A 24,956-nucleotide genomic window follows, 5' to 3' on the forward strand; every position below is an offset into this window, starting at 1 on the left:
GCGATGGACAGGGCGCAGCTGACGGCGGTTGCCGCCTGGATGCGTGGACAGGGAATTGCCGTCGATGGCCCGCTGCAGGCACGGAAATTCGATGTCGGTCAGTCAAATCCGACCTACCGGCTGACTTCGGGCGGGCGCAGTTTCGTGCTGCGGCGCAAGCCACCCGGAGTGCTTCTGAAATCCGCCCATGCGGTGGACCGGGAATTCCGCGTGCAGCGGGCGCTGGCCGCCACCGATGTGCCGGTGCCCAAGGTCCTGGCCCTGTGCGACGACGATGCGGTGCTTGGCGCCATGTTCTACGTCATGGAGCATGTGGATGGCCGTGTCATCGGCGATCCCTCGATGCCCGGCGCGACGCCGGATATGCGCGGCGCCGTGCTGAGGGAAATGAACCGGGTGCTGGCGGCGATCCATTGCGTGGATCTCGCCGCGACGGGTCTTGCCGATTATGGACCGCCGGGGAATTATTATGAGCGGCAGCTGGGCCGCTGGACCAAGCAGTACCGTGCCTCGGAAACCGGAAAGGTCGCGGCGATGGATGCGCTGATCCTCTGGCTGGGCGCGCATCTGCCCCCCGAGGACGGCCAGCGCACGCTGGTCCATGGCGATTACCGCATCGACAACCTGCTGTTTGCCCCGGACGGGGCAGAGTGCCGCGCTGTGCTGGACTGGGAACTGTCGACGCTGGGCCACCCCTATGCGGACCTTGCAGGGGTCATCATGCAATGGCAGTTGCCGCCGGGGCCGGAGGGACGCGGGCTTGCCGGTGTCGACCGGGCGGCGCTGGGCCTGCCGTCGGATGCGGCGTTTGTCGCCGATTATTGCAACCTGCGCGGACTCGATGAAATTCCGGCCTTTGGCTTTTACGTGGCCTTCGCGTTTTTCCGCATGGCGGCAATCCTTCAGGGCGTGAAGAAGCGGGCGCTTGACGGCAATGCCTCGAACCCCGACAAGGCCCTGCGGCTTGGATCCTTCGTGCCGCGGTTCGCTGAACTGGGACTGGAGGCCGCGCCGACATGACTGATATGAAGCCGGGATTTCAGGAACCGGCCTATCCGTATTCGGCGCATCTGGGGATGCGGATGACCGGCTGGACGCAGGGCTGGGCGCGGTTCGAGATGCCGCTTGCGCCGTATATCATGAACCGCCACGGCAATCCGCACGGCGGCGCCCATGCGTCGCTGATCGACACGGTGATGGGCTATGCCGGCTGCTGGACCGGCGATCCGCAGGTCCGGCAGATGGCGCTGACCCTGTCGCTGAACGTGCAGTACCTGTCACGGCCGAACGGTGGGCTGCTGATCGGCGAGGGGCGCCAGACCGGCGGCGGCAAGAGCACCTTTTTCGCCGAGGCCACGGTGGTGGACGAGACCGGCGAGCTGATCGCCACCGGCACCGGGGTGTTCCGGTACCGCAAGAGCGGCTGAGCCCGGCTGCGGCTGCCGCGGTCGTCTTTGAGTATTTGTGAAGAGAAGAAACCGGGGGCCGGGCTATGCGGTGACGGCCGCCCGAATGGCGCGGATGTTGGCGCCGTAGGGAGAGGGGTCGGACACGGAGCCGCCCCGGAACACCGCCGAACCCGCCACCAGCACGTCGGCACCGGCGTCGCGCACCAGCGGCGCGGTTGCAGGATCCACGCCGCCATCGATCTCGATGTGGATTTCGCGGTCACCGATCAGGGAGCGCAGGGTGCGGACCTTGTCGACACAGGCGTGGATGAACTTCTGGCCGCCAAACCCCGGGTTGACCGTCATGACGCAGACCATGTCGACCATGTCCAGCAGCGGGGCGACGGCCTCGGCGAGCGTGCCGGGGTTGAGCGCCACGCCCGCCTTGCAGCCCGCGCCGCGGATCGCCTGCAGGGTGCGGTGGATGTGCGGCCCCGCCTCGACATGGGCGGTGATGAAATCGGCCCCGGCGGCGGCAAAGGCGTCGATATACGGATCGACCGGCGCGATCATCAGGTGCACGTCCATCACCGTCCGGATGTGCGGGCGGATCGCGGCGCAGGTGGCCGGGCCAAAAGTGATGTTGGGCACAAAGTGTCCGTCCATCACATCGACATGGATCCAGTCGGCGCCCTGCGCCTCGACCGCCTGTATTTCGGCGCCGAAATTGGCAAAATCGGCGGCGAGGATCGACGGGGCGATCTTGAGGGAACGGTCAAAGGACATGGGCAGACTCCTGTTGGCGCGTGTGCCGTATCAGTATCCGGCGCTGCGGTCTACCAGATGTAGCAGGCCTTCGCCTGCGACATGGCGGCGGATGTTTTCGGCAATCACCCGGGAGGCGCTGTCCGGACGTGTCTCGGAGGCGATATGCGGTGTCACCGTCACGCCGGGATGCGACCAGAAGCGATGGTGTTCCGGCAGCGGCTCGATCCGGAACACGTCCAGGGTTGCATGCGCAATTTGACCGGTGTCCAGCGCCGCGAGCAGGGCGTCGTCGTCGATCAGCGGCCCGCGCCCGGGGTTGACGATCACGGCGCCCCTGGGCAGCAACGCCAGTGTCTCTGCGTTCAGCGTGTTCTCGGTCGCGGCGGTGGCGGGCAACAGCAGCACAACGATCTGCGCGCCCGAAAGCGCCTGTCGCAGGCCATCGGCGCCGCCACAGGTGGTCACCCCGTCCATGGCTTTTGCCGAGCGGCTCCAGCCCGTCACCGGAAAACCAAGTGCCAGCAGCGCGGCGGCACAGGCCTGGCCCAACGCGCCGAACCCGAGGATGCTCACCGGGCGGTCTCTGGACAGCGGCGGCGGCGAATGGTCCCAGTTGTGGTCGGGATTGACGATATGCCGGTCCATTCCGAGATGGTGCCGCAGCACATGACCGGTGACCCATTCCACCATGCCCTGTGTCAGCCCGTCTTCGTCGACCATCCGGGTCAGCGGCACCGTGAGAGACTTGTTCCTGACCACCCCCTCGACCCCGGCCCAGAGGTTCATCACCGCCTTCAGCCGGGTGAAGGGCGCAAAATCCTGGATCGCGCTGTTGGGGGCATAGACGATGTAGTCCACATCACTCGGCGCAAAGTCGCAGCGCAGAGCGTAGCTGAGCCCGGTCTGTTGCAGGGCCGCGGACAATGGCTCTTTGTACTGTGCCCAGCTGTCAGGCTGCGCAGCAAACAGGATGTTGATCGTCATGTTACCTCGGTCTGTGGATATGGGCGCTTTGCACCAGGCCAAAGGCCACCATCAGGACCAGCATGGCGGATCCGCCATAGCTGACCAGTGGCAGGGGAACGCCAACGACCGGGGCAAGCCCCATGACCATCGACATGTTGACCGCAAAGTAGAGAAAGAAGGTCAGGCCGACCCCGAGGATCAGCAGTGACGAGAACCGGTCGCGGTTCTGCAGCGCCGAGGCGATACAGAAAACCATGACCAGCACATACAGGATCAGAAGCGACACAGCGCCGACAAAGCCGAATTCTTCCGCCAGGGTGTTGAAGATGAAGTCGGTGTGCTTTTCCGGCAGGAAATTCAGCCGCGACTGCGTGCCCTGCATGAAGCCGCGCCCGGTCCATCCCCCCGAGCCCATGGCGATCTTGGCCTGTGTGATGTGATAGCCCGCGCCCAGCGGGTCGGAATTCGGATCGAGAAAGGTGTCGATCCGGCGGAACTGGTATTCCTTGAGCAATTGCCATTCGGTGCCGCGGCTTTTCAGCACCGTTGCGATGCCGCCGACCCCGGCGGCGATCACGGTGGCAAAGTAGGCCCAATGCACACCGGCCAGAAACATCATCAGCCCGCCGCCGGTCACCAGCAGGATTGCGGTGCCAAGGTCGGGCTGGGTCAGCACCAGAAAGGTCGGCAGCAGGATCAGCATCACCGGAAGCAGCACCCAGAGAAGGCCCGACGTCTTGCGGATCGGAAGCCAGTCGTAATAGGCGGCCAGAAGCATGACCATGGTGATCTTCATCAGCTCGGACGGTTGCAGGCGAAAGAAGCCGAGGTCGATCCAGCGCTGCGCGCCCATCCCGACCGAGCCGAAGAACTCCACCAGCACCAGAAGGCCGATGGAAACCAGGTAGGCGACGACGGCCATGTTGCGCCAGAACCAGATCGGCACCAGCGCCACCATGAACATGGCCGCCAGCCCCAGCAGATAGCGTTTCATCTGTGGTTCGGCCCAGGGGGTAAACGACCCACCCGCCACCGAATACAGCATCAGGAAGCCGACCGAGGCGACAGCCGTCAGCAGCAGCACAAGCGGCCAGTTGAGGTACAGAACCTTGCGCAGACCGGCCGGGACGGTTTTGACTGAGTACTCAAGATAACTCATGCGCGGCTTGTCCCCTCGGGGTCGCGGGTCTGGCGCTCGCGGCTGATGCGCTCTTGCTGTGCCTTGATGCGGGCGTGGTCGCCACTGGGATAGGCCGACAGCGGCGGGTCGCCTTTGAACAGCGCCTGCAGCGTCACGTCGCGGTTGATCGGCGCCGCCGCCGACGAGCCGCCGCCGCCGTGTTCGACCACCACGGAGACGGCTATCTTCGGGTTCTCATACGGCGCAAAATTCACGAACAGACCATGATCGCGACGATTCCACGGCAGGTCGCGGTTGTTGATCACGCCGCGGGCGCGCTCGGCGGCGCTGATGTTGCGCACCTGGCTGGTGCCGCTCTTGCCGGCCATGCGATAGGCCTCGTCCGCGATGCGGGATCCATAGCCGGTGCCACGCCGGTTGTTCGAGACCGCGAACATCGCGCGACGGATCCAGCGCAGATGGTTTTCATTCAGTCCCAGACTTTCGCCCGCCATCGACGGCGTTTCGACCCCGTCGATGGATTTGATCAGCCGTGGCGCGATGTTGCGACCAATCGCCAGCCGCGCGGTCATCACGGCCTGCTGCAATGGCGACGTCAGAACAAAGCCCTGGCCAATGGCCGAGTTCACCGTGTCGCCGATCACCCACTCCGCGCCGCGTTCGCGGCGCTTCCACGCCTTGTCCGGAATCAGCCCCGACGTCACTGCCGACATCGGTACGTCATGGGCGATTCCCAGACCCAGCTTGCGGCTCATCTCGGCGATGTTCTCGATGCCGACCTTGAGCGCAAGATCGTAGTAATACACATCGCAGCTCTCGCGCAGCGAGGTTTCAAGATTCATGTGCCCGTGACCGGCGCGCTTCCAGCAGTGGAAGCGCCGCCCGCCCACATCCAGATGCCCCGGGCACCAGACGGTTTCCTCGGGTCCGATGATCCCGGCATTGAGCGCGGCCATCGCGGTGACCATCTTGAAGGTCGATCCCGGCGGGTAGGCGTCCTGCACTGTCTTGGATGCCAGCGGCCGGTGGTCGTTGTCCCGCAGCACCCCGTAGTCGGCGCTGGAAATGCCGCGCACGAACTTGTTGGGGTCATACGCCGGTGACGACGAGATGGCGAGGATGTCGCCGTGCTCGAGATCCATCACCACCACGCTTGCGCTTTCTTCGCCCAGGCGGGCGCGGACGTAATCCTGCAGGCGTCCGTCGATGGTCAGTTGCAGGTCGGCACCGGCCTCGCCCTCGCGGCGGTCCAGTTCGCGCATGACCCGGCCCACGGCGTTGACTTCGACCCGCTTGGCGCCGGCGCGGCCGCGCAGGATGTCTTCGTACTTCGATTCGACCCCGATCTGACCGAACTGGAACCGCGGAATCCGCAGCAGAGGGTCGGGGTCCTCGTAGCGGGACAGGTTGGCTTCGCGCACCGGGCTGACATAGCCGACCACGTGGGAAAAGGCGGTGGTCATCGGATAGTGCCGCGACAGGCCGACCTCGGGCGTCACGCCGGGCAGGGCCGGGGCATTGACCGCAACCCGGCTGATGTCCTCCCAGCTGACCCGGTCGGCGACGGTGACCGGCAGGAACGGGGCCGAGCGTTTCATTTCGGCAAGGGCGCGGTTCAGCTCGTCCTCGTCGAGCTCCACCAGATTTGACAGCCGCGCGATCACATCTGCGACGTCACCGGCATCTTCGCGCACGATCGTGATGCGGTAACTCGGTTCGTTTTCGGCAACGATCAAGCCGTTGCGGTCAAAGATCTGGCCGCGGGTCGGCGGAATCAGGCGCAGGTTGATGCGGTTCTCTTCGGCCAGCAGCCGGAACTCGTCTGCCTGCTCGACCTGCATGAACTGCATTCGCGCCGCCAGGATCCCGGCAAAGCCCAGCTGCGCCCCTCCGAGGATCACCGCCCGGCGGGAAATCTTGCGCACGCTTTCGGCGGAATCTCTTGGAGTGCGTCTCATAGCGAATGTCCCAGCCTGTCGACCTCACCCCGGGCGGCGCGGCGCACCCCGAGACCCAGATGCGACAGCACGACCACCAGCGGGTAAAACAGGATGGTCATCGCCAATTGCATCAAAGTCAGGAACAGCGTGCCGGAGGGCACAATGAGGATCAGCAACACCACCTTGTATACCACCGTTATGGTGATGAGACACCCCGCAACGGTAAACCATTCGAGAACAAAGGTCGTCTCGCGCTGACGGCGTTCGCGGCGTTTCAGCCAGTGCACCGCCATCACCACCAGGGCGGCCCACAGACCGGGCGGACGCTGGAACATCAGGTCTGCCAGCAGCATCACCGCCGCCACCGCCAGGGCAGGCACGTAGTCCGGGCGTCGCAGCGCCCAGGCAAAGCACAGGGCGACCAGCAGATCCGGAGAGGCCCAGCGCCGTGGCGTGGTCTCGAGCGGCAAGAGGTGAAAGAACATGATCACCAGGCTGATGGCGATGAATGCCGCGCGCATCGTCCAGGTCCGGGCCGCGCCTTGGTCAACCATCCCCGGCCCCGGCGGCTGCGTTGTCGGCGGCGGCGGGCGTGTCGGCGGGCGCCGGAGTGCCGGTGCCCGGGGGCACATCCGGCAGGATCAGCGCGCTGGGCTGGCTGACCTTGCGCGCGCCATGGTCCCGCAGCACCCGCAGAAACTCGAGCCGTTCATAGTCCGCCGCCATCCGCGTGCGCAGCCGTCCGCCGGGGTCCTGCGCTACCTGACCGATCAGCAGACCGGGCGGAAACACCTCTCCGTCGCCGGAGGTCACGATGCGGTCACCGGGGCGGACCAGATCGGGATTTTCGAGAAAATCGATCGGCGGTGCCTTGGTGTTGTCGCCCACGATCAGCGCCCGCTGACCCGAGGGCTGGATCACGGCCGGGATCCGGCTGGTGGCGTCGGTCAGCAGGATGACCCGGCTGGTGTTGTCGCCGACACCGGAAATCCGCCCGACCAGGCCGATGCCGTCCATCGTGGCCCAGCCATCGACGATCCCGTCGCGCGCGCCGACGTTGACCAGCACGGTCTGGCGGAAGGGGGAACCGCTGTCGGCCAGAACCACGCCGGTGATATAGGTCAGGCGCGGATCCAGCCGTACATTGTTGAGATCCTTCAGCCGGGCGTTCTCCTGCTCGAGCTGAAGGGCCGCTTCTTTCCACGAGGTCATCTGCCGCAGCTCGCGCCGCAGTTCCTGGTTTTGCTCATAGATGTTCTGGTAGCTGCGGAAATCCCGCAACAGCCTGACGCTGGCGGTGACCGGCGCCATCGCCCAGTCGAAACTTGGCACCACCGTGTCCAGCACCTGCGCGCGAAAGCGTTCGACCCGGGGGCTGTCGATGCGCCAGACCAGAAACAGACCCAGCAGGCACAGGATCAGCACCGCCAGAAGCAGTCGCTTCAGCGGGCCGGTGTAGTCGTCGCCGTTCGAGCGGTCCCGTGCCACAATTCACCCCTGTCTCTCAGAAGGTGGGAGGATCAGCTGTCGTAGTCAATCGCGTGGCGCAGCTGCTTTTCGTATTCCAGCGCCTTGCCGGTGCCCAGGGCGACGCAGTTCAGCGACTCGTCGGCAATCGACACCGCCAGCCCGGTCTGTTCGCGCAGCGCCAGATCCAGATCGCCCAGCAAGGCACCGCCGCCGGTGAGCATGACGCCGCGGTCGACGATATCCGCCGCCAGATCCGGTGGCGTGGCCTCGAGCGCGATCATCACCGCCTCGCAGATCGACTGCACCGGTTCGGCCAGCGCCTCGGCCACCTGGGCCTGGCTGATCTCGGTTTCCTTGGGCACACCGTTCAGCAGGTCGCGGCCGCGGATCTGCATCGACGATCCACGCCCGTCATCGGGCATCCGCGCCGTGCCGATCGACGTCTTGATCCGTTCGGCCGTGGATTCACCGACCAACAGGTTATGCTGACGGCGCAGGTAGTTGATGATCGCCTCGTCCATCCGGTCGCCGCCGACGCGGACCGAGCGGGCATAGACGATGTCGCCCAGCGACAGGACCGCCACCTCTGTGGTGCCGCCACCGATATCGACCACCATGTTGCCGGTGGGATCGGTGATCGGCATGCCGGCACCGATCGCCGCTGCAATCGGTTCCGCAATCAACCCGGCACGGCGCGCACCCGCAGACAGAACCGACTGGCGGATCGCGCGCTTTTCCACCGGAGTCGCGCCATGTGGCACGCAGACGATGATCTTGGGTTTGGAAAAGGTCGAGCGTTTGTGGACCTTGCGGATGAAATGCTTGATCATTTCCTCGGCGACGTCAAAGTCGGCGATCACGCCTTCGCGCATCGGGCGGATCGCCTCGATGCTGCCCGGCGTCCGGCCCAGCATCAGCTTGGCATCCTCGCCGACGGCCAGCACTTTCTTCACGCCATCCTTGATGTGATAGGCCACGACCGAGGGCTCCGATAGAACAACACCCTTGCCCTTGACGTAGATCAGCGTGTTCGCCGTCCCCAGGTCAATCGCCATGTCCGCTGAGAACAGGCCAAGGAGTTTTTCCAGTCCAAACATATGTTGTGCCCCAATATCGATGTAGGCCCGCGACTCTTCCGAGGCAGGCCGGTGGCTCTTATAGGCACGGATCCAGAGCAGCGAAAGGGTTCGTTAGGGGGAAACCAGCATGAAACCGCCGCAACCGGGAGCCGACGCGATCGCGCGTCTGTTTCTGACGCAGCATATCCATGTATTCCTTGAAGAACCGCTGGTGCTCGTCAAGGTCGCGCACGCCCCCAAGGGCGCTTTCCGTGGCCCAGGCGGGCGTTGTCCGCCGCAGCGTCAGCGTCTTGCCGTGCAGCCCCTTGATTCGCGTGACCGCCCCGCGGGCAGCGGTCCGGCATCCGCTGTACGGGTGTCGGCCTCCCGCCGACGGGTGGCATCCCCGGCGCAAGCCGTCGGAAAGACGGCGCAGCCAAAAACCACCATCGGCGTCAGAATCGATTTTCCTGCACGCTCGGCGAATTTCCCACTGGACCGGGGCAGGGGCTGGCACACTCCCGGGCACTGAGGCGACAATTAGCTGTTAGCTGTCCGCCAAAAACGGCCATGTCGCTTTCCCGCCATGACAAGTCGGGCCAAGTCTGCGCCGCTTTGCCGCCTGCGCTATGGAGAGGCCGAAGCCTGCGGGAGTAGCATATTCATGAAAACCCACGTCAAAGCACTGGTGGTCGGCGGCGGCGCTGTCGGCACCTCGATCGCCTATCATCTGGCCCGCGCGGGCTGGGACGATGTCATGCTGCTCGAACGCGACGAGCTGACCTCGGGCAGCACCTGGCACGCCGCGGGCCTTCTGCCCTATTTCAACATGTCCTTTGCGACGACCCATATTCACGACCATTCCATCAAGTTCTACAAGACACTCGAGGAAGAGACCGGCCTGAACGCGGGATTTGCCGTGGTCGGCAACCTGCGGATGGCGCAGAGCGACGCCCGCATGGATGAATACATGCTCTACGCGACGACCGCCGAAACCTGCGGCGTGCCGTTCGAATGGCTGACCCCGGCGCAGATCAAGGAACGGTGGCCGCTGGTGCGCACCGATGACCTCAAGGGCGCGATCTATCATCCGACCGACGGCTATATCAACCCGGCCGACGTGACGATGGCAATGGCCAAGGGCGCCCGCCAGCGCGGTGTGATGATCGAGCGCAAGTGGCAGGTCGACAGCTATACCTGGACCGGCGCGCACTGGGATGTCGGCATCACCAAAATGGTGGAAAAGGGCGGCAACCTCGTCCCGTCCGAGGAAACTTCGGTGATCCATGCCGAACATGTGGTCACGGCGACAGGCAACCACTCACAGCGCACCGCCCGGTTGCTGGGGATCAAGATCCCGGCGATTCCGGTCGAGCACCAGTTCATCGTGACCGAACCCGATCCGGCCCTGCTCGACTACCGCAAGACCCACGACCAGCACCCGGTTCTGCGTGACGCCGATGCCAAGTGGTACGTGCGCGAGGAACGCGGCGGCTGGATTCTCGGGCCTTACGAGCGTGGCGCACCCGCGCGTTTCGAATACGGTGTGCCCGACAGTTTCCGCGCAGACCTTTTTCCGCTGGATCTCGAACGGATCGAAGAGGAATACATGTCGATGATCCACCGGATTCCCTCGTCGGAAACCGTCGGGCTCAAGGACGATTTCAACGGTCCGATCTGTTACACACCCGACGGCAACCCCCTGGTCGGTCCGGCGCCGGGACTGCGCAACATGTGGCTGGCCGAGGGCTTTTCCTTTGGCATCACTGCGGCTGGCGGCACCGGCCATTACCTCGCCCAGATGATGACCGAGGGCGAGGCCGAGATCGACATGGCGAGCCTCGACCCCAAACGGTTCGGATCGTGGCAGACCACGGAATATGCGGCCCGCAAGAACGAAGAGGCGTATGACCACGTCTATGTCCTGCACCACCCGGACGAAGAGCGCCCGGCCTGCCGCCCGCTGCGCACCGTCCCGGCCTACGAGCGGCAGAAGGCGCGCGGCGCGCAGTTCGGCCATGTGAACGGCTGGGAGCGGCCGAACTACTTCGGACCGCTCGAAGCACCGGACAGCTTTGATCACGACGCCCGGTCGTTCCGCCGGGGCGGCTGGTGGCAATACGCAGTGGACGAGGCGAAGGCCGTGCGCGAAGGCGCCGGGCTGATCGACGCCTCCGCCTTTACCAAACACATCGTCAAAGGCCCCGGCGCCACCGCATTCCTCGACTGGTTCACCTGCAACAAGCTGCCAAAGGTGGGCCGCATCAACCTGACCTATGCGTTGACCGACAAGGGCACCACACGGACCGAATACACCATCGTCCGATTAACAGAGGATGAATACTACCTCGTTTCCGCTGGCGCCTGGACGGATTATGACGCCGATTTCCTGCGCAAGGCGGCCCAGGACATGGCGGCGGACTTTGGCTATATCGAGATCCAGAACGTCACCACCCAGTATGGCGTCTTTGCCATTGCCGGGCCGAAATCCCGCGATGTCCTGAATGCGGTGATCAAGGATGCGGATCCTGCGACCGCGCTTTCGAACAAGCGCTTCCCATGGTTGTCGATGCGGGACATCGAACTGGGCATGTGCCCGGTCCGCGCCATCCGCGTCGCCTATACCGGCGAACTGGGCTGGGAACTGCACCACCCGATCGAGATGCAGGCCTATCTCTTTGATCTGCTGGAAAAGGCCGGTGCGGGTCACGGCATGAAACTGGTCGGCGCGCGGGCGCAGAACTGGTTGCGGCAAGAGAAATCCTATCGTGCCTTCGGCAACGAGCTGGGCCGCGACGCCACGCCGCTTGAGGCCGATCTGCCGCGCTTCGTGGATCTGTCCAAGGACTTCAACGGCAAGGCGGCGATGCAGGCGACCGGCATTCGCAGCACCTGTATCACCGTGCTGATCGACGGTCCGACGGATGCCGATCCCTGGGGCCGCGAGGCGCTATATGCGCAGGACGGCAGCCGGGTCGGGCGTCTGACCTCGGGCGGCTATTCGGTGGCGTTCGGCAAGAGTATCGGCATGGGATATGTCAAACCCCAGCATGCGGCCGTCGGCACCGTGCTCAAGGTCAGGATGCTGAACAAGCTCTGGGATGCCACTGTCACCGAAGACAGCCCCTACGATCCGCAGAACGCCACCATCCGCAAGGACGGCTAGGATGCAAAAGTCACCCCGCCGGACCTTCTGGCGGGGCACTTCTGAAGCAAGGTGTTCCGGGGGTGGTCCCTGTCAGCCCAGCGTCGGCAGGACGCCAGGCCCGGCGCAGGGCCATCCCCCGCGCCGTATCACCCCAGCAGTCTCCGGGCGATGACCTGCGCCTGAATTTCGGCAGCCCCTTCGAAGATGTTGAGGATGCGCGCATCGCACAGGATCCGGCTGATGGTGTACTCGAGCGCAAATCCGTTGCCTCCGTGGATCTGCAAACCGTTGTCGGCGCAGGCCCAGGCGATCCGCGCACCCAGCAGCTTGGCCATACCGGCCTCCAGGTCACAGCGCCGTCCCTCGTCCTTTTCGCGGGCCGAGAAATAGGTGAGCTGGCGGGCCACCATGATTTCCACGGCCATCATCGCGATCTTGCCCGAGACCCGGGGGAAGTCGATCAGCGATTTGCCGAACTGCTTGCGGTCCTGGGCATAGCGGATCGACACATCCATCGCCGATTGCGCCACACCGATGGCCCGGGCCGCTGTCTGGATGCGCGCGCTCTCGAACGTCTCCATCAGTTGTTTGAAGCCTTTGCCCTCGACCCCGCCGAGCAGGTTCTCGCCCTTGACCTTGAAACCATCAAAGCCGAGTTCGTATTCCTTCATGCCGCGATAGCCCAGCACCTCGATCTCGCCGCCGGTCATGCCTTCGGTGGGGAACGGATTGGCATCGTCGCCCGGCGTCTTTTCCGCCAGGAACATCGACAGGCCCTTGTAGTCCGTGGTGTTCGGGTCGGTGCGCGCCAGCAGGGTCATCACATGGGTGCGTGCCGCGTGGGTGATCCAGGTCTTGTTGCCGGTCACGGTATAGTCGTCACCCTCCTTGACCGCGCGGGTGCGCAGGGATCCGAGGTCAGACCCGGTGTTGGGTTCGGTAAACACCGCCGTGGGCAGCTTTTCTCCGCTCGCAAGCAGCGGCAGCCATTTCTGTTTTTGCTCTTCGGTGCCGCCGGCAATGATCAGCTCGGCGGCAATCTCCGACCGGGTGCCCAGTGAGCCGACACCGATGTAACCCCGCGACAGTTCTTCGGAGACGACGCACATCGACGCTTTGGACAGGCCAAAGCCACCGTATTCCTCGGGGATGGTCAGGCCGAAGACGCCCATTTCCGACAGTTCCTCGATGATTTCCATCGGGATCAGTTCGTCGTTGAGGTGCCAGTCGTGGGCAAAGGGTTCGACCTTGTCGACCGCGAAACGGCGGAACTGTTCGCGGATCATCTCCAGTTCGTCGTCCAGCCCGGTGGCGCCGACGGTGATTTCCGCCGAACGTTCCTGCATCAGTTCGACCAGTCGCGTGCGGGCAGCCTGAGAATTGCCCGCTCGGCGCAGAGACAGGATTTCGGCGCTGTCGAGCACCGCGGTGGCATCGGCGGACAGGCCCAGATCCGACAGGCGCAGGATTTCGCCCTGGCTCATCGGGATGCCGCCGACGATCTGGTTGAGGTATTCACCAAAGGCAATCTGGTGGATCAGCTGCTCGACTTCCGAGAGTTTCGAGGTCTCGACGAGCATTTCGGCCCAATGCTGCATCTGCCGCAGAGCTTCGGTGTAGGTCGCAAGCCATGCCAGACCATGCGCTGCCGTCTGGTGCGCCTCGATCGAGCCGCCGGACACCCGGCCATTTTCCTCGACCAGCGCGCGGACGCGTGATTTTGCGGCGGCAAAAATCTCTTCCACCGGGCCGATCGCAGCCTTGGTGAGCGAGAGGAGATCAGGCAGAAGAATGCTGTCTGTCCCTGTCATGTCCTGACCGTCATGCGGCATGATTCACGTCCTTTCGATTGTTGCGTCCGGGCATACCTATTTCGCAGTTGCAGCGCAACAAAAATACCCCAGGATGCGTCAATTGGTTCATATATTGCGCGTCTCTTTCTTGCGGTCAGGCGATAAATGCTCTGCTATGAGGCGCTTATGGATATCATTCTCAACCTCATGCCCCTGCCGTTGCTGGGGATCTGCCTTGGAATTGCGTTGCTGGCGGGTATCGTCAAGGGCGTGGTGGGATTCGCCATGCCGATGATCATGATTTCGGGCCTGGGTTCGGTCATCTCGCCGGAACTGGCGTTGGGGGGGCTGATTCTGCCGACGCTGGTCACCAACAGCATGCAGGCGCTGCGCCAGGGGCCGAAGGCGGCATGGGGATCGGTCAAGCGGTCGCGGATCTTCCTGCTGGTCGGGGTGGTGTTTCTGTTGTTCTCGGCGCAGCTGGTCACGGTGATGCCGGTCTGGGTGATGCTGTCGGTCATCGGCGGGCCGGTGGCGCTGTTTGCCGCCGCGCAGTTGCTGGGCTGGAAAGGGGATCTGCCGGGCGGGCCCAGCCGCAATCTCGAGATCGGCATCGGCGCCTTTGCCGGCTTTATCGGTGGCATGTCCGGGGTCTGGGGGCCGCCGGTTGTGGCCTACCTCACCGCGCTGGGCACCGAAAAGCGCGAGCAGATGCGCATTCAGGGGGTGATCTACGGATTGGGCGCGCTGGCCCTGACCGGCGCTCACCTGATGTCCGGGGTGCTGAATGCCCAGAGCGCGGCCTTTTCGCTGATGCTGGTGGTGCCGGCGGTGCTGGGCATGTGGATCGGCGGGTCGGTGCAGGACCGCATTGATCAGAGGATGTTCCGCAAGGCCACGCTACTGGTGCTGCTGATCGCAGCGCTGAACCTGCTGCGGCGGGCATTTTTCGGCTGAGCGCCTCGGCTCCTAGGACATCAGGTTGCTTTCGCAGCCCGAAGCGATTTGCGGCGCCTGCGACGACGGCACCACGGTGAACTGCGCGCGATACAATTCGCGCCCGTTCTGGCTGGCGGTAAAGGTCCAGGTCCCGGGCACCAGCTCTTCGGGCAGATCAAAGGTATAGGCGTTCACCGACGGCCCGCTGCCGCCAAGCACGGTCACATAGGTCTGTTCGGTGATTTCGGTGCCTTTCAGCGGGGGGTGGGTCAGAACGATCACCGTGTCGCCAAAGGACACATTGTCCCGGGTCTCGACCCGAACCCCAAAGCTCAGCCCCGGCACGGTCGGCACGACGCTGCCGAGCCACTGGAAATCGGGGGTGCGGTCGTAAAGCTCGATGTGCCCGGCGGCGGTGCCCGGGGCCTCCATCGTCGCCACGGAATGGATTTCGCAAAAGATGCCCTGCGTCACGGACATCTTGGTGTTGTCAAAGAAAACCTGCGCCGCGGCCCAACCGGGCAGGGCAGACAGGAAAAGGCTGAGAAGCAAGCGTTTCATGGCATATATGATGCGCCTGGTTGGTCCGCTTGACAAGCGTGCGCCACAGGCGGCTGTTCCGAAGCGCCGTGTCTGACGCGGAACGCGGGTGCGGCCCCGGTCACGGAAACCAGGGCCGTCAAAGTGTCCAGTCGCCCCGGATCAGCCGATGGCGGCAGCTTTCACATCTTCGTCTATGAAGGGCACGTATTGCGCAAAGTTGTCAGCGAACATCTGCACCAACTTGTTAGCCTGTGCATCATAGGCCGCCTTGTCGTCCCAGGTGCGGCGCGGGTTGAGCAGCATTTCGGCCACGCCCTCGACCTCGACCGGAACCTCGAAGCCAAAGCTCGGATCCTTGCGGAACTCGGCATCGGCCAGGCTGCCGCTGAGGGCCGCCGAAAGCAGGGCCCGGGTCGCCTTGATCGGCATCCGGCTGCCGGTGCCGTAGGCGCCGCCGGTCCAGCCGGTGTTGACCAGCCAGCAGGTGGCCCCGTGTTTGGCGATCTTGTCCCGCAGCAGGTTGCCGTAGACCTCGGGGCGGCGCGGCATGAAGGGGGCGCCGAAACAGGTCGAGAAGGTCGGCTGCGGTTCGGTCACGCCACGCTCGGTGCCGGCGACCTTGGCGGTAAAGCCGGACAGGAAGTGATACATCGCCTGCGCCGGGGTCAGCCGGGCAATCGGCGGCAGCACGCCAAAGGCATCGCAGGTCAGCATGATGATGTTCTTGGGGTGGCCGCCCAGAGCCGTCTTGGACGCGTTGGAAATATACTCCAGCGGATAGGCACAGCGCATGTTGGCGGTCAGGCTGTCGTCGTCGAAGTCCAGCTCGAAGGTTTCGGGATCGAACACCATGTTCTCGATCACCGTGCCGAACTTGCTGGTGGTGTCATAGATTTCGGGCTCGGCCGCGCGGGACAGGTTGATTGTCTTGGCATAGCAGCCACCTTCGAAGTTGAAGGTGCCGCGATCCGACCAGCCGTGTTCGTCATCGCCGATCAGCACCCGCGACGGGTCCGCGGACAGCGTGGTCTTGCCGGTGCCCGACAGGCCAAAGAACACGGCGGTGTCGACCGGGTTGCCGACGGCGTGGTTGGCCGAGCAGTGCATCGGCATGATGCCCTTTTCCGGCAGCAGATAGTTCAGCAGCGTGAACACGGATTTCTTGTTCTCACCGGCGTATTCGGTGTTGCCGATGAGGATCAGCTTCTTGTCGAAGTTCAGCGCAATCACCGTTTCCGAGCGGCAGTCGTGACGCTTGGGGTCTGCCTTGAAGGTCGGGCAGTTGATGATGGTGAAATCGGCGGTGAACTCGTCCAGCGCCTCTTGGTCAGGACGCCGCAGCATGTGGCGGATGAACAACCCGTGCCAGGCCAGTTCGGTGATGACACGCACGTCGATGCAATGGGCCGGGTCGGCCCCCCCCACCAGATCCTGCACGTAGTAGTCCTTGCCCTTCATGTGTTCGAGCATGTCGGCATGCAGCGCGTCAAAACCTTCGGCGGACATCGCCGCGTTGTTTTCCCACCAGATCTTGTCGGCCACGGACTCCGTCCGGACAACGTGCTTGTCCTTGGGCGAACGTCCGGTGAACTGTCCGGTCTCGACGAGAAAGGCACCACCCTTGCCGAGAGTGCCTTCGCCGTGTTTGAGCGCGGCTTCAATCAGCGCGGGCTCCATAAGATTGTAATAGACATTTCCCAGTCCCTCGATGCCTTGATCCTCGAGGCGGAAGTGCGGGTTCACCCGTCCAAATGTCATTTGCCAAGCTCCTGTAGCCGCGCAACTGGCGGCAGATCTAAATTCCGGCGGCGTCGAACTCACCGCCCTCCGGACGCGGATCACGTCTGGTAAGCTTGGCTTTAGCACGTCAATTTGTGAGGTGAACAGGACGCAAACGGGTCGTTAGCGCAACCAGTACGGGTTTAGCGCAATCAAGTTTCAGATGCGCCGCCTCAAGTGAGGCAAATTAGTCATTCCTTTCCACATTTCGGATGCAATCGGTCGAAGTGGTTTGGCTGATTCGCAGTTCTGTGTTGTTGGACACAACAAAAACACGCATAATGATAAAAAAAATGGGTAACCAGCGCAGTACAAGGAAGCTAATCCATGTCGAAGATCGCCCTTGTGGACGATGACAGGAATATCCTGACATCGGTGTCCATCACCCTTGAGGCAGAGGGTTTTGAGGTAGAAACATACAACGACGGGCAGGCCGCCCTTGACGCGTTCAACAAGAAATTGCCGGATATGGCCGTATTCGATATCAAAATGCCGCGGATGGACGGCATGGACCTGCTGCAGAGAGTGCGCCAGAAATCCAAGATGCCGGTGATCTTTCTGACCTCGAAGGACGACGAGATCGACGAAGTGCTCGGTCTGCGCATGGGCGCTGACGATTATGTCAAAAAACCGTTCTCGCAGCGTCTTCTGGTCGAGCGGATCCGCGCGCTGCTGCGCCGTCAGGAGGCTGTGGCCGGCGACATCGTCGGCGATACCGAAGAGACCAAGATCATGAGCCGCGGCAGCCTGTCGATGGACCCGCTTCGCCACGCCGTGGTGTGGAAAGGCCAGGATGTGTCGCTGACGGTGACGGAATTCCTGTTGCTGCAAGCGCTGGCGCAACGGCCGGGTTTCGTCAAGTCGCGCGACCAGCTGATGGATGTCGCCTATGACGACCAGGTCTATGTCGATGACCGTACCATCGACAGTCACATCAAGCGTCTGCGCAAGAAGATGCGCAGCGTGGACGATGAGTTTTCCGCCATCGAGACACTCTATGGTATCGGTTACCGTTACAACGAAGAGTGAACATGGCCCTGGCCGAAAGGATTACAACCAACGACGACCGGACCGGCAGCCGCCGGGACGCCGATGTTGTTCTGGGCGACGACTGGGTCGCCCCGGATGGCACCGTCGAGAAGGAGTTGCAGGACAGCCGCGCCCGACGCAGCCTGTTTTCACTCAACCGTTCGCCGCTGACCCGCAAGATCATCACGTTCAACCTCATTGCGCTGAACGTGCTTGTGGCCGGTATCCTCTATCTGAATTCGTCCCGCGACACGCTCGCCGTGCAGCGCGCCAACGCCATGCAAAGCGAGATCGAGCTGATCTCGGACGTGTTCGAGGCGCAGTTGCCCGCAGGTGCGCCTGTCAGCCTAGGCACCGGTGACGGCATCGACGTCGCGGCCACGGTCGAGGGGCTGGAACTGCGCGCCGGGGTCGAGGTGCTGATTTTTGACGCGGCCAATTTCCTGGTCGGGGAAACCGTCGGAACACTGCCGCCGGCAATTGCCATAGAGGCGCCGGGCGACAAGTCACCCACGCTGATCTCGGATTTCCTGAACTCGGTCTGGCGCGGCATGTCGAGCCTGCTTGGTCTCGGCTCGGGCGAGCGGCCCGCCCCGCTCGAGGATCAGCTGCGCCGGATGATCGAATCCGGTAACCCGTCGGACACCCGGGTGCAGTCGGCACTGGACGCCAATGGCAACACGGTGTTCCGGGCCCTGTCGCCGATCCGCCAGGGCGACAGGATCGTCGGGACTGTTGCCATGGTTGCCGCAGCGGTCGAGATCGACGCCGCGGTGCGGACCGAGCGTGAGCGGGTGTTGCAGATGTTCGTCATCGCCACCCTGGTCTCCATCGGTCTGAGCCTTGTGCTGGCCTCGACCATCGCCAATCCGATTTCCGACCTTGCCGACGCCGCCGAGATCGGGCGCGACCGCAACAAACGCAACACCTCTCCGGGGCGTATCCGTATTCCCGACCTCACCGCGCGGCCCGACGAAATCGGCCGCCTTTCGGGGGCGCTGCGCGGCATGGTTTCGGCGCTGTATGACCGGATTGACGGCAACGAACAGTTCGCCGCCGATGTCGCACATGAAATCAAGAACCCGCTGGCCAGCCTGCGTTCGGCCGTCGGATCGCTGCGGATGGTCAAGAAAGAAGAACACAGGGTCCGTCTGCTGGACGTGATCGAGCATGATGTGCGTCGCCTCGACCGGCTCGTCAGCGACATTTCCAACGCCTCGCGGCTCGACAGCGAGCTGGTCAAGGAAGAAGAGCAGCGCTTTAATCTTCTGGAAATGGTGCAGAACCTAGCCCAGTATCTGGGTGAGGACGCGGGCAAGAAGGGCATCGAGTTCATCATCGACCTGCCGCAGAACCCGATCGAGATCCACGGCCTCGAGGCGCGGCTGGCGCAGGTGTTCGTGAACCTCATCACCAACGCCGTGAGTTTCTGCGAAGACGGTGACGCAATCCGTGTCTGGGCGCGACGGCGCGAAAACCGCGTGTTGGTGGTGGTCGAAGATACCGGCCCCGGAATCCCGGACGAAGCCCTGACCAAGATCTTCAAACGGTTTTATTCTCAGCGCCCGGAGACCGACTTTGGCAACAACTCGGGCCTTGGTCTGGCGATCTCGAAACAGATCGTCGAGGCGCATGGCGGTGTGATCTGGGCCGAGAACATCCGCCCGACCGAGGCGGATATCACCTCGGAACCGCTGGGCGCGCGCTTTGTCGTGGGCCTGCCGATCTGAGCATTTGACATGGTCACGCTGCACGCCACTGCCGTTTGCGTCGGATCCCGCGCGGCGCTGATCCGCGGCGCATCCGGCAGCGGCAAGTCCGCGCTGGCGCTCGAGATGATGTCGCGCGGCGCGCAACTGGTCGCCGATGACCGGGTGGTGCTGCAGGCGGAAAACGCCGGAATACGGCTGAGCGCGCCCGACGCCATTCGAGGTTTGATCGAGGCGCGCGGCGTCGGCATCCTGCGGGCCGAGCCGGCCACGACCGCCTGGCTGTTCTGCGTGATCGACCTGGACCATCCCGAGCCGGACCGTTTGCCGCAGGTGCGAAAAACCGAGCTCTTGGGGATCACTGTGCCCTTGCTTCACAATGTCGCAAAGGCCTACTTTGCAGCAGCTCTGGTACAATATCTACGGGGCGGCAGAAACGCCTGACGGAGCACGGAGATGACCTCGGATCCTGAACAACCCACTCAACGTGTGGTGCTGGTGACCGGCCCCTCGGGCGCGGGGCGTTCAACGGCCATCAATGCGCTGGAAGATCTGGGATACGAGGCGATCGACAACATCCCGCTCAGTCTCATTCCCCGTCTGCTGGAGGGTCCGGCCCTGCCGCGACCGCTGGCGCTGGGGCTGGACGTGCGCAACCGCGATTTCACCCCGGACGGGCTGCTGGATCTGCAGACGCGGATGGGCAGCGAGCAGGGGCTCGAGATCCTGTATCTCGACTGCAACCCCGAGGTGCTGGTACGGCGCTATTCCGAGACCCGCCGCCGCCATCCACTGGCCCCCAACGGCGCGCCTGCCGAAGGGATCGCACTGGAAATCCGGTTGCTTGAGGTGGTGCGCGCGCGGGCGGACATCCTGATAGACACCACCGATCTCACGCCGCATGAACTGCGGGAACAGTTGCAGAGCTGGTTCGGGCGGGACACCGGGCAGGGCATGGCGGTGTCGGTGCATTCGTTTTCGTTCAAGCGAGGCCTGCCGCACGGGGTTGATGTGGTGTTTGATTGCCGGTTTCTGAACAACCCCTATTGGCAGCCGGAACTGAGGGGCCTCACCGGGCTGGATGCGGCTGTGGCCGATTACGTGGAACAGGATCCGCGCCACGCCGCGTTCCTGGAGCATGTGCTGAAACTGCTCACCTTTCAGCTGCCAGCCTGCCTGGACGAAGGCAAAGCGCATTTCGCCGTCGGGATCGGGTGTACCGGCGGGCAACACAGATCCGTGGCCATGACCGAAAAAGTGGCAGACGGCCTTGCGCGGACGGGCTGGCGGGTGTCAATTAGGCATCGGGAACTGGAGCGCCGCGGCATCGCGGGCGCATCGACACGGGTTTTGGACATGAGCGGAGCATCTCGGGCGTGATCGGTATCGTGATCGTAGCGCATGGTGGATTGGCCCGGGAATATCTCGCGGCGGTCGAACATGTTGTTGGCCAGCAGCCGGGCATCCGCGCCATTGCGATAGAGGCGAACCATGACCGGCAGATCAAGCAGAATGAAATCTGCGACGCTGCCGATGCGGTGGATCATGGACAGGGAGTGGTGGTGGTCACCGACATGTTCGGCGGATCGCCATCCAACCTCAGTCTGCTTGCCTGTCAGCCGGACAACCGCAGGATCCTGTACGGGATGAACCTGCCGATGCTGATCAAACTGGCGAAAAGTCGCCAGATGAATGTTGCCGATGCCGTGCGCAGTGCACTTGAGGCCGGTCGAAAATATATTGACAGTCAGAACATCAAACCACAGGCAAGCGCGCCGAATGGGCAGGGCGATACGCCCGGACCCGTGACATAGATTGGACTTGCCGGAAAAATGAGTGAAACGACACGCCGCGAACTGCGGATCCTGAACGAAAAAGGGCTGCACGCTCGCGCCTCTGCCAAGCTGGTCGAGGTGGTCGAAGGCTTTGACGCGACCGCCGAAGTGTCAAAGGACGGCATGAGCGCCTCTGGCGACAGCATCATGGGGTTGCTGATGCTGGCGGCATCGCGGGGCACCTCGATCGAAGTCGAGACCCGTGGCCCGGATGCGCAGGCACTGGCGGACGCGGTCGAGGCGCTTGTGGCCAACCGGTTTGGCGAGGAGTGCTGATCCACTGCCGGATCTTGAGACCGACAGCGCCTGTCACGACCTTCGGCGTCGGGGCGGGACACCGGCGCCATCAGCAGCCCGCGGCCCGTCTCCAATGGTGACGGCGCCTTATGACAAGCGCAAGCTCAGCTATGCCAACACCTTTCCCAACCCGTGGAAAGCCGCGACCATCCGTACTTTGGAGTGGCTGACCGGCAAGGCGACGCTGCTGCGCATGGTGCGGCGGTTCGAGCGCCTGGGACCGGCAGAGGGACAGGCGTTCTGGGCCCAGGCGCTGCGGATCATGGGGATAACGCTCGAAACCCCGGCGGAACAGATCCAAAGGATTCCGAAGTCCGGCCCGGTGATCCTGGTGGCGAACCATCCGCACGGGTTGGTGGACGGGATGGTGCTCGCTGAACTCGTCGGCAGGGTCCGCACCGATTACCGGATCCTGACCCGGTCGCTGCTCACCGGCGTGAAGGAAATCGAACACTTCATGATCCCCGTGCCCTTTCCGCACGAAGCGGATGCGCGCGAGCAGAGCCTTGGCATGCGCCGGGAGGCAATGCAGGTTCTGGCGGGTGGCGGGGTGATCGTGCTGTTTCCTTCCGGGGTGGTTGCCACGTCCAGCACCCTGTTCGGTCCGGCAATCGAGGCTGAATGGACACCGTTCACCGCCCGCATGATCCGGCGTTCCGGCGCCACGGTTGTGCCGGTGTATTTTGCCGGACAGAATTCGCGGGCTTACCAGATGGCGAACCGGATCTCGCCGACATTGCGGCAGGGGTTGCTCATTCACGAGGTCGTCCATGCCTGCGGCCACCCGCAGGCCCCGATCGTCGGCATGCCTGTTCCGCCAGCGGAACTGGACCGGTGGGACGGACGCAATCGCGAGATGATGGCCTGGCTGCGCGAACAGACGCTGGCACTGGGCAGAGATCCGGCCTGAAACGCGGTGCCGCGATCGGGGGGCTCTGCCCCCGCCGCCCTGACGGGCGTCTCCTCCGGGATTTTACTGCCCCAGAGAAGCGAGGGGTCCCGGACTGCCACGCCTTGCCGACATCGCGCCGGGTGGGAACGCTTTTTGTTCAGCCGAGGCCATGGTGGAAGAACCGGGTGTCAGCGCGTCGGTACGGGCGTTTCACCGCGATAGTCATAGAACCCGCGATTGGTCTTGCGGCCCAGCCAGCCGGCTTCCACGTATTTCGACAGCAGCGGGCAGGGGCGGTATTTTGTATCCCCAAGACCATCATGCAGCACGTTCATGATCGCGAGGCAGGTGTCCAGCCCGATGAAATCCGCCAGTTCCAGCGGGCCCATCGGATGGTTGGCGCCGAGCTTCATGGCCTCGTCGATCGAGCTGACCTTTCCGACACCTTCGTAAAGCGTATAGACCGCTTCGTTGATCATCGGCATCAGGATGCGGTTGACGATAAAGGCCGGAAAGTCCTCGGCGCTGGCGGCGGTCTTGCCCAGCTTGTCGACCACGGCAAGGCAGGCGTCGTAGGTTTCGCTGTCGGTGGCAATGCCGCGGATCAACTCGACCAGCTGCATCACCGGCACGGGGTTCATGAAGTGAAATCCCATGAACTTCTCGGGCCGGTCGGTGCGCGATGCAAGCCGTGTGATCGAGATCGATGAGGTGTTCGAGGTCAGGATGGTCTCTGGTTTGAGGTGCGGCAGCAGCGCGTCAAAGATCTTCTGCTTCACGTCCTCGCGTTCGGTCGCAGCTTCGATCACGAGGTCGGTCTGTCCAAGAACGCTGAGGTCAAGCGTGGTGCTGATGCGCGACATCGCCGCATCCTTGTCGGCCTGGCTGATCTTGTCCCGGCTCACCTGGCGGTCGAGGTTGCGGCCGATGAGTTCGACCGCCTTGTCCAGCGCGCCGCCGTCGACATCGTTGAGAACGACGTCGTAGCCCGAGAGCGCCATCACATGGGCGATACCGTTGCCCATCTGTCCTGCGCCCACGACGCCGACTGATTTGATCTCCATGCCCTGCTACCCCGCTTGTGCTGCGCCGCAACAATGGCGCGAGCGACGGGCGGCTGCAAGGCGGACCGGTCCGATCGCATCAATTTTTAGCTTTAGCTTTTTCGTAAGGCAAAGACCGCAGGCTGGGTCCGGGTGAGAAAATCTGAGGTGGGTGAAATGTCCTTTGCAATGCAAGGCCAGGGCGGTCTTGAGTACTATCCATGCCGCTATGGCAAATCGCGTGTCCTGTTTCGCGGGCCACGGCGCAGGCTTCGCGGCGAATATCTGGCCTTTCTGGGTGGGACCGAAACCTACGGCCGGTTCATCAGCACGCCGTATACGGCGCTGGTCGAACGGCTGGTGAACCGTTCCTGTGTCAATTTCGGGTCGATCAACGCCGGGATAGATCTGTATCTTCAGGATCCCGCGGTTCTCGAGGCGGTCGCCGCGGCGCGGTTGAACGTGATCCAGGTCATGGGCGCGCAAAACATGTCAAATCGGTTCTATTCCGTGCATCCGCGACGCAACGACCGGTTTCTGCGTGCGTCGCCGCTGCTGCACGCGCTGTATCCCGACGCTGACTTTACCGAGTTTCACTTCAACCGGCACTTGCTGCGCCATCTGCGGGACCTGTCCGAGGAACGGTTCGAGATGGTGGCGCTGGAACTGCGGGCGGCCTGGCTGTCCCGGATGAAATATCTGCTCGGCGTGCTGCGCGGGCAGTCGGTCTTGCTGTGGTTCGCGCAGTCACCACCCGGCGGGCCGTCGAGTGCACTGGAAGGGGATCCACTGTTTGTCGACAGCGCCATGATCGAAGCCCTGCGTCCGCGGTTGACGGATATCGTGATCGCGCCGCCGTCGCGCGCCGCCCTCGACAGGGGATCGCAAGGCATGGTGTTCAGTGATTTTGACGCCTGCGCGGCCGCCGAACTGATGGGACCCGAAGCGCATGAAGAGGTCGCGGCGGTGCTGGGGGCCGCGCTTGCGCCGCTGTTGAGACCTGATCGGCCACCCGGGTGACGGTGTGCTGCGGCACAGAGGGGTCACGGCATGTCGCAGGCCCGGCCAATTGCGCATCCAGAACTGCTTGCCGCGCGTGCAGGCTGCCATTCCCGGCGTTTTGGCGGCGCTGCCACGCGCGCGGCGTTTCGGAAGTCTCCGAAAGTGCGTTATTTTCGTTCGCCGAGCTTTGTGAACTCTATCCGCCGTCAAGACACA

The 24,956-nt window shown here is 63.5% G+C and carries 24 protein-coding genes; 13 read left to right on the forward strand and 11 right to left on the reverse strand.

The features are described 5' to 3' along the window. Window positions 1–3 precede the first annotated feature (3 nt). Together FOY53_RS07000 and FOY53_RS07005 are read left to right on the forward strand one after the other, a co-directional pair. Window positions 4–1,020: a phosphotransferase family protein gene (locus FOY53_RS07000; protein ID WP_146587107.1), complete on the forward strand. Its 1,017-nt coding sequence runs from the start codon at window positions 4–6 to the stop codon at window positions 1,018–1,020. Next, window positions 1,017–1,427, forward strand: a complete 411-nt coding sequence (locus FOY53_RS07005) for a PaaI family thioesterase (protein ID WP_342783961.1) — start codon at window positions 1,017–1,019, stop codon at window positions 1,425–1,427. Before FOY53_RS07000 ends, FOY53_RS07005 begins: the two co-directional genes overlap by 4 nt. Before the next feature lie 63 nt (window positions 1,428–1,490). Here the strand turns inward: FOY53_RS07005 and rpe are convergent, their stop codons facing one another. The 7 genes from rpe to FOY53_RS07040 are packed head-to-tail and all read right to left on the reverse strand — an operon-like array spanning window position 1,491 to window position 8,770. Then, the gene (gene rpe, locus FOY53_RS07010) at window positions 1,491–2,174 is read right to left on the reverse strand and encodes a ribulose-phosphate 3-epimerase (RefSeq protein ID WP_146587109.1); all 684 of its coding nucleotides are present in this window, start codon (window positions 2,172–2,174) and stop codon (window positions 1,491–1,493) included. Window positions 2,175–2,204: 30 nt separating this feature from the next. Beyond that, window positions 2,205–3,140 carry a 2-hydroxyacid dehydrogenase gene (locus tag FOY53_RS07015; protein ID WP_146587111.1) on the reverse strand — a complete coding sequence of 312 codons (936 nt, stop codon included), beginning with the start codon at window positions 3,138–3,140 and terminating at the stop codon, window positions 2,205–2,207. Window position 3,141: 1 nt separating this feature from the next. Beyond that, complete coding sequence (gene rodA / locus FOY53_RS07020; protein WP_146587113.1) at window positions 3,142–4,281, reverse strand: rod shape-determining protein RodA; 1,140 nt, start codon at window positions 4,279–4,281, stop codon at window positions 3,142–3,144. Next, on the reverse strand, window positions 4,278–6,221 hold the full coding sequence (gene mrdA, locus FOY53_RS07025; protein ID WP_146587115.1) for a penicillin-binding protein 2: 1,944 nt from the start codon (window positions 6,219–6,221) through the stop codon (window positions 4,278–4,280). Before mrdA ends, rodA begins: the two co-directional genes overlap by 4 nt. Next, window positions 6,218–6,757 (reverse strand): rod shape-determining protein MreD, encoded by a 540-nt coding sequence (locus FOY53_RS07030; RefSeq protein ID WP_146587118.1) that lies wholly within the window; start codon window positions 6,755–6,757, stop codon window positions 6,218–6,220. The genes mrdA and FOY53_RS07030 overlap by 4 nt, the downstream gene beginning before the upstream one ends. Beyond that, a complete protein-coding gene (mreC, locus tag FOY53_RS07035; protein ID WP_146587120.1) occupies window positions 6,750–7,691 on the reverse strand; it encodes a rod shape-determining protein MreC in 942 nt (313 codons plus the stop codon). Before mreC ends, FOY53_RS07030 begins: the two co-directional genes overlap by 8 nt. 32 nt (window positions 7,692–7,723) lie before the next feature. After that, window positions 7,724–8,770, reverse strand: coding sequence for a rod shape-determining protein (locus tag FOY53_RS07040; protein WP_146587121.1), 1,047 nt, complete (start codon window positions 8,768–8,770; stop codon window positions 7,724–7,726). A 109-nt stretch (window positions 8,771–8,879) separates the two neighbouring features. Here FOY53_RS07040 and FOY53_RS07045 point away from each other — a divergent pair, with 109 nt between their 5' ends. Further along, entirely contained in the window at window positions 8,880–9,263 is a 384-nt protein-coding gene (locus tag FOY53_RS07045) for a hypothetical protein (RefSeq protein ID WP_146587123.1), read from the forward strand. A gap of 132 nt (window positions 9,264–9,395) precedes the next feature. Further along, window positions 9,396–11,897: a GcvT family protein gene (locus FOY53_RS07050; protein ID WP_146587125.1), complete on the forward strand. Its 2,502-nt coding sequence runs from the start codon at window positions 9,396–9,398 to the stop codon at window positions 11,895–11,897. Window positions 11,898–12,025: 128 nt separating this feature from the next. Here the strand turns inward: FOY53_RS07050 and FOY53_RS07055 are convergent, their stop codons facing one another. Beyond that, window positions 12,026–13,711, reverse strand: a complete 1,686-nt coding sequence (locus tag FOY53_RS07055) for an acyl-CoA dehydrogenase family protein (RefSeq protein ID WP_146587128.1) — start codon at window positions 13,709–13,711, stop codon at window positions 12,026–12,028. Between the two features lie 147 nt (window positions 13,712–13,858). On the opposite strand from FOY53_RS07055, the gene FOY53_RS07060 reads away from it, so the two are divergent. After that, window positions 13,859–14,629 carry a sulfite exporter TauE/SafE family protein gene (locus tag FOY53_RS07060; RefSeq protein WP_146587129.1) on the forward strand — a complete coding sequence of 257 codons (771 nt, stop codon included), beginning with the start codon at window positions 13,859–13,861 and terminating at the stop codon, window positions 14,627–14,629. Window positions 14,630–14,641: 12 nt separating this feature from the next. Here the strand turns inward: FOY53_RS07060 and FOY53_RS07065 are convergent, their stop codons facing one another. After that, entirely contained in the window at window positions 14,642–15,172 is a 531-nt protein-coding gene (locus FOY53_RS07065; protein WP_146587131.1) for a DUF3859 domain-containing protein, read from the reverse strand. 141 nt (window positions 15,173–15,313) lie between these two features. Further along, window positions 15,314–16,912, reverse strand: coding sequence for a phosphoenolpyruvate carboxykinase (locus FOY53_RS07070; protein ID WP_146587133.1), 1,599 nt, complete (start codon window positions 16,910–16,912; stop codon window positions 15,314–15,316). Between the two features lie 348 nt (window positions 16,913–17,260). On the opposite strand from FOY53_RS07070, the gene FOY53_RS07075 reads away from it, so the two are divergent. The 7 genes from FOY53_RS07075 (at window position 17,261) to FOY53_RS07105 (ending at window position 22,713) form a co-directional block, all read left to right on the forward strand. Continuing rightward, complete coding sequence (locus FOY53_RS07075) at window positions 17,261–17,962, forward strand: response regulator transcription factor (RefSeq protein WP_146587135.1); 702 nt, start codon at window positions 17,261–17,263, stop codon at window positions 17,960–17,962. 2 nt (window positions 17,963–17,964) lie between these two features. After that, a complete protein-coding gene (locus FOY53_RS07080) occupies window positions 17,965–19,692 on the forward strand; it encodes a sensor histidine kinase (RefSeq protein ID WP_146587137.1) in 1,728 nt (575 codons plus the stop codon). A gap of 9 nt (window positions 19,693–19,701) precedes the next feature. Further along, on the forward strand, window positions 19,702–20,115 hold the full coding sequence (locus tag FOY53_RS07085) for an HPr kinase/phosphorylase (protein WP_146587139.1): 414 nt from the start codon (window positions 19,702–19,704) through the stop codon (window positions 20,113–20,115). Between the two features lie 12 nt (window positions 20,116–20,127). Then, window positions 20,128–21,051: an RNase adapter RapZ gene (gene rapZ, locus FOY53_RS07090; protein WP_146587141.1), complete on the forward strand. Its 924-nt coding sequence runs from the start codon at window positions 20,128–20,130 to the stop codon at window positions 21,049–21,051. Beyond that, a complete protein-coding gene (locus FOY53_RS07095; protein ID WP_146587142.1) occupies window positions 21,048–21,485 on the forward strand; it encodes a PTS sugar transporter subunit IIA in 438 nt (145 codons plus the stop codon). Before rapZ ends, FOY53_RS07095 begins: the two co-directional genes overlap by 4 nt. An 18-nt stretch (window positions 21,486–21,503) precedes the next feature. Continuing rightward, window positions 21,504–21,782 carry an HPr family phosphocarrier protein gene (locus tag FOY53_RS07100; protein WP_146587144.1) on the forward strand — a complete coding sequence of 93 codons (279 nt, stop codon included), beginning with the start codon at window positions 21,504–21,506 and terminating at the stop codon, window positions 21,780–21,782. A gap of 94 nt (window positions 21,783–21,876) precedes the next feature. Further along, a complete protein-coding gene (locus FOY53_RS07105) occupies window positions 21,877–22,713 on the forward strand; it encodes a lysophospholipid acyltransferase family protein (RefSeq protein ID WP_146587146.1) in 837 nt (278 codons plus the stop codon). A 170-nt stretch (window positions 22,714–22,883) separates the two neighbouring features. Here the strand turns inward: FOY53_RS07105 and FOY53_RS07110 are convergent, their stop codons facing one another. Then, complete coding sequence (locus tag FOY53_RS07110) at window positions 22,884–23,759, reverse strand: 3-hydroxybutyryl-CoA dehydrogenase (RefSeq protein ID WP_146587148.1); 876 nt, start codon at window positions 23,757–23,759, stop codon at window positions 22,884–22,886. A gap of 156 nt (window positions 23,760–23,915) precedes the next feature. On the opposite strand from FOY53_RS07110, the gene FOY53_RS07115 reads away from it, so the two are divergent. Beyond that, window positions 23,916–24,758 (forward strand): DUF6473 family protein, encoded by an 843-nt coding sequence (locus FOY53_RS07115; RefSeq protein WP_146587151.1) that lies wholly within the window; start codon window positions 23,916–23,918, stop codon window positions 24,756–24,758. The last annotated feature ends 198 nt before the right edge of the window (window positions 24,759–24,956 follow it).

The sequence above is a fragment of the Puniceibacterium confluentis genome (assembly GCF_007923445.1).
Classification (GTDB): domain Bacteria; phylum Pseudomonadota; class Alphaproteobacteria; order Rhodobacterales; family Rhodobacteraceae; genus Puniceibacterium; species Puniceibacterium confluentis.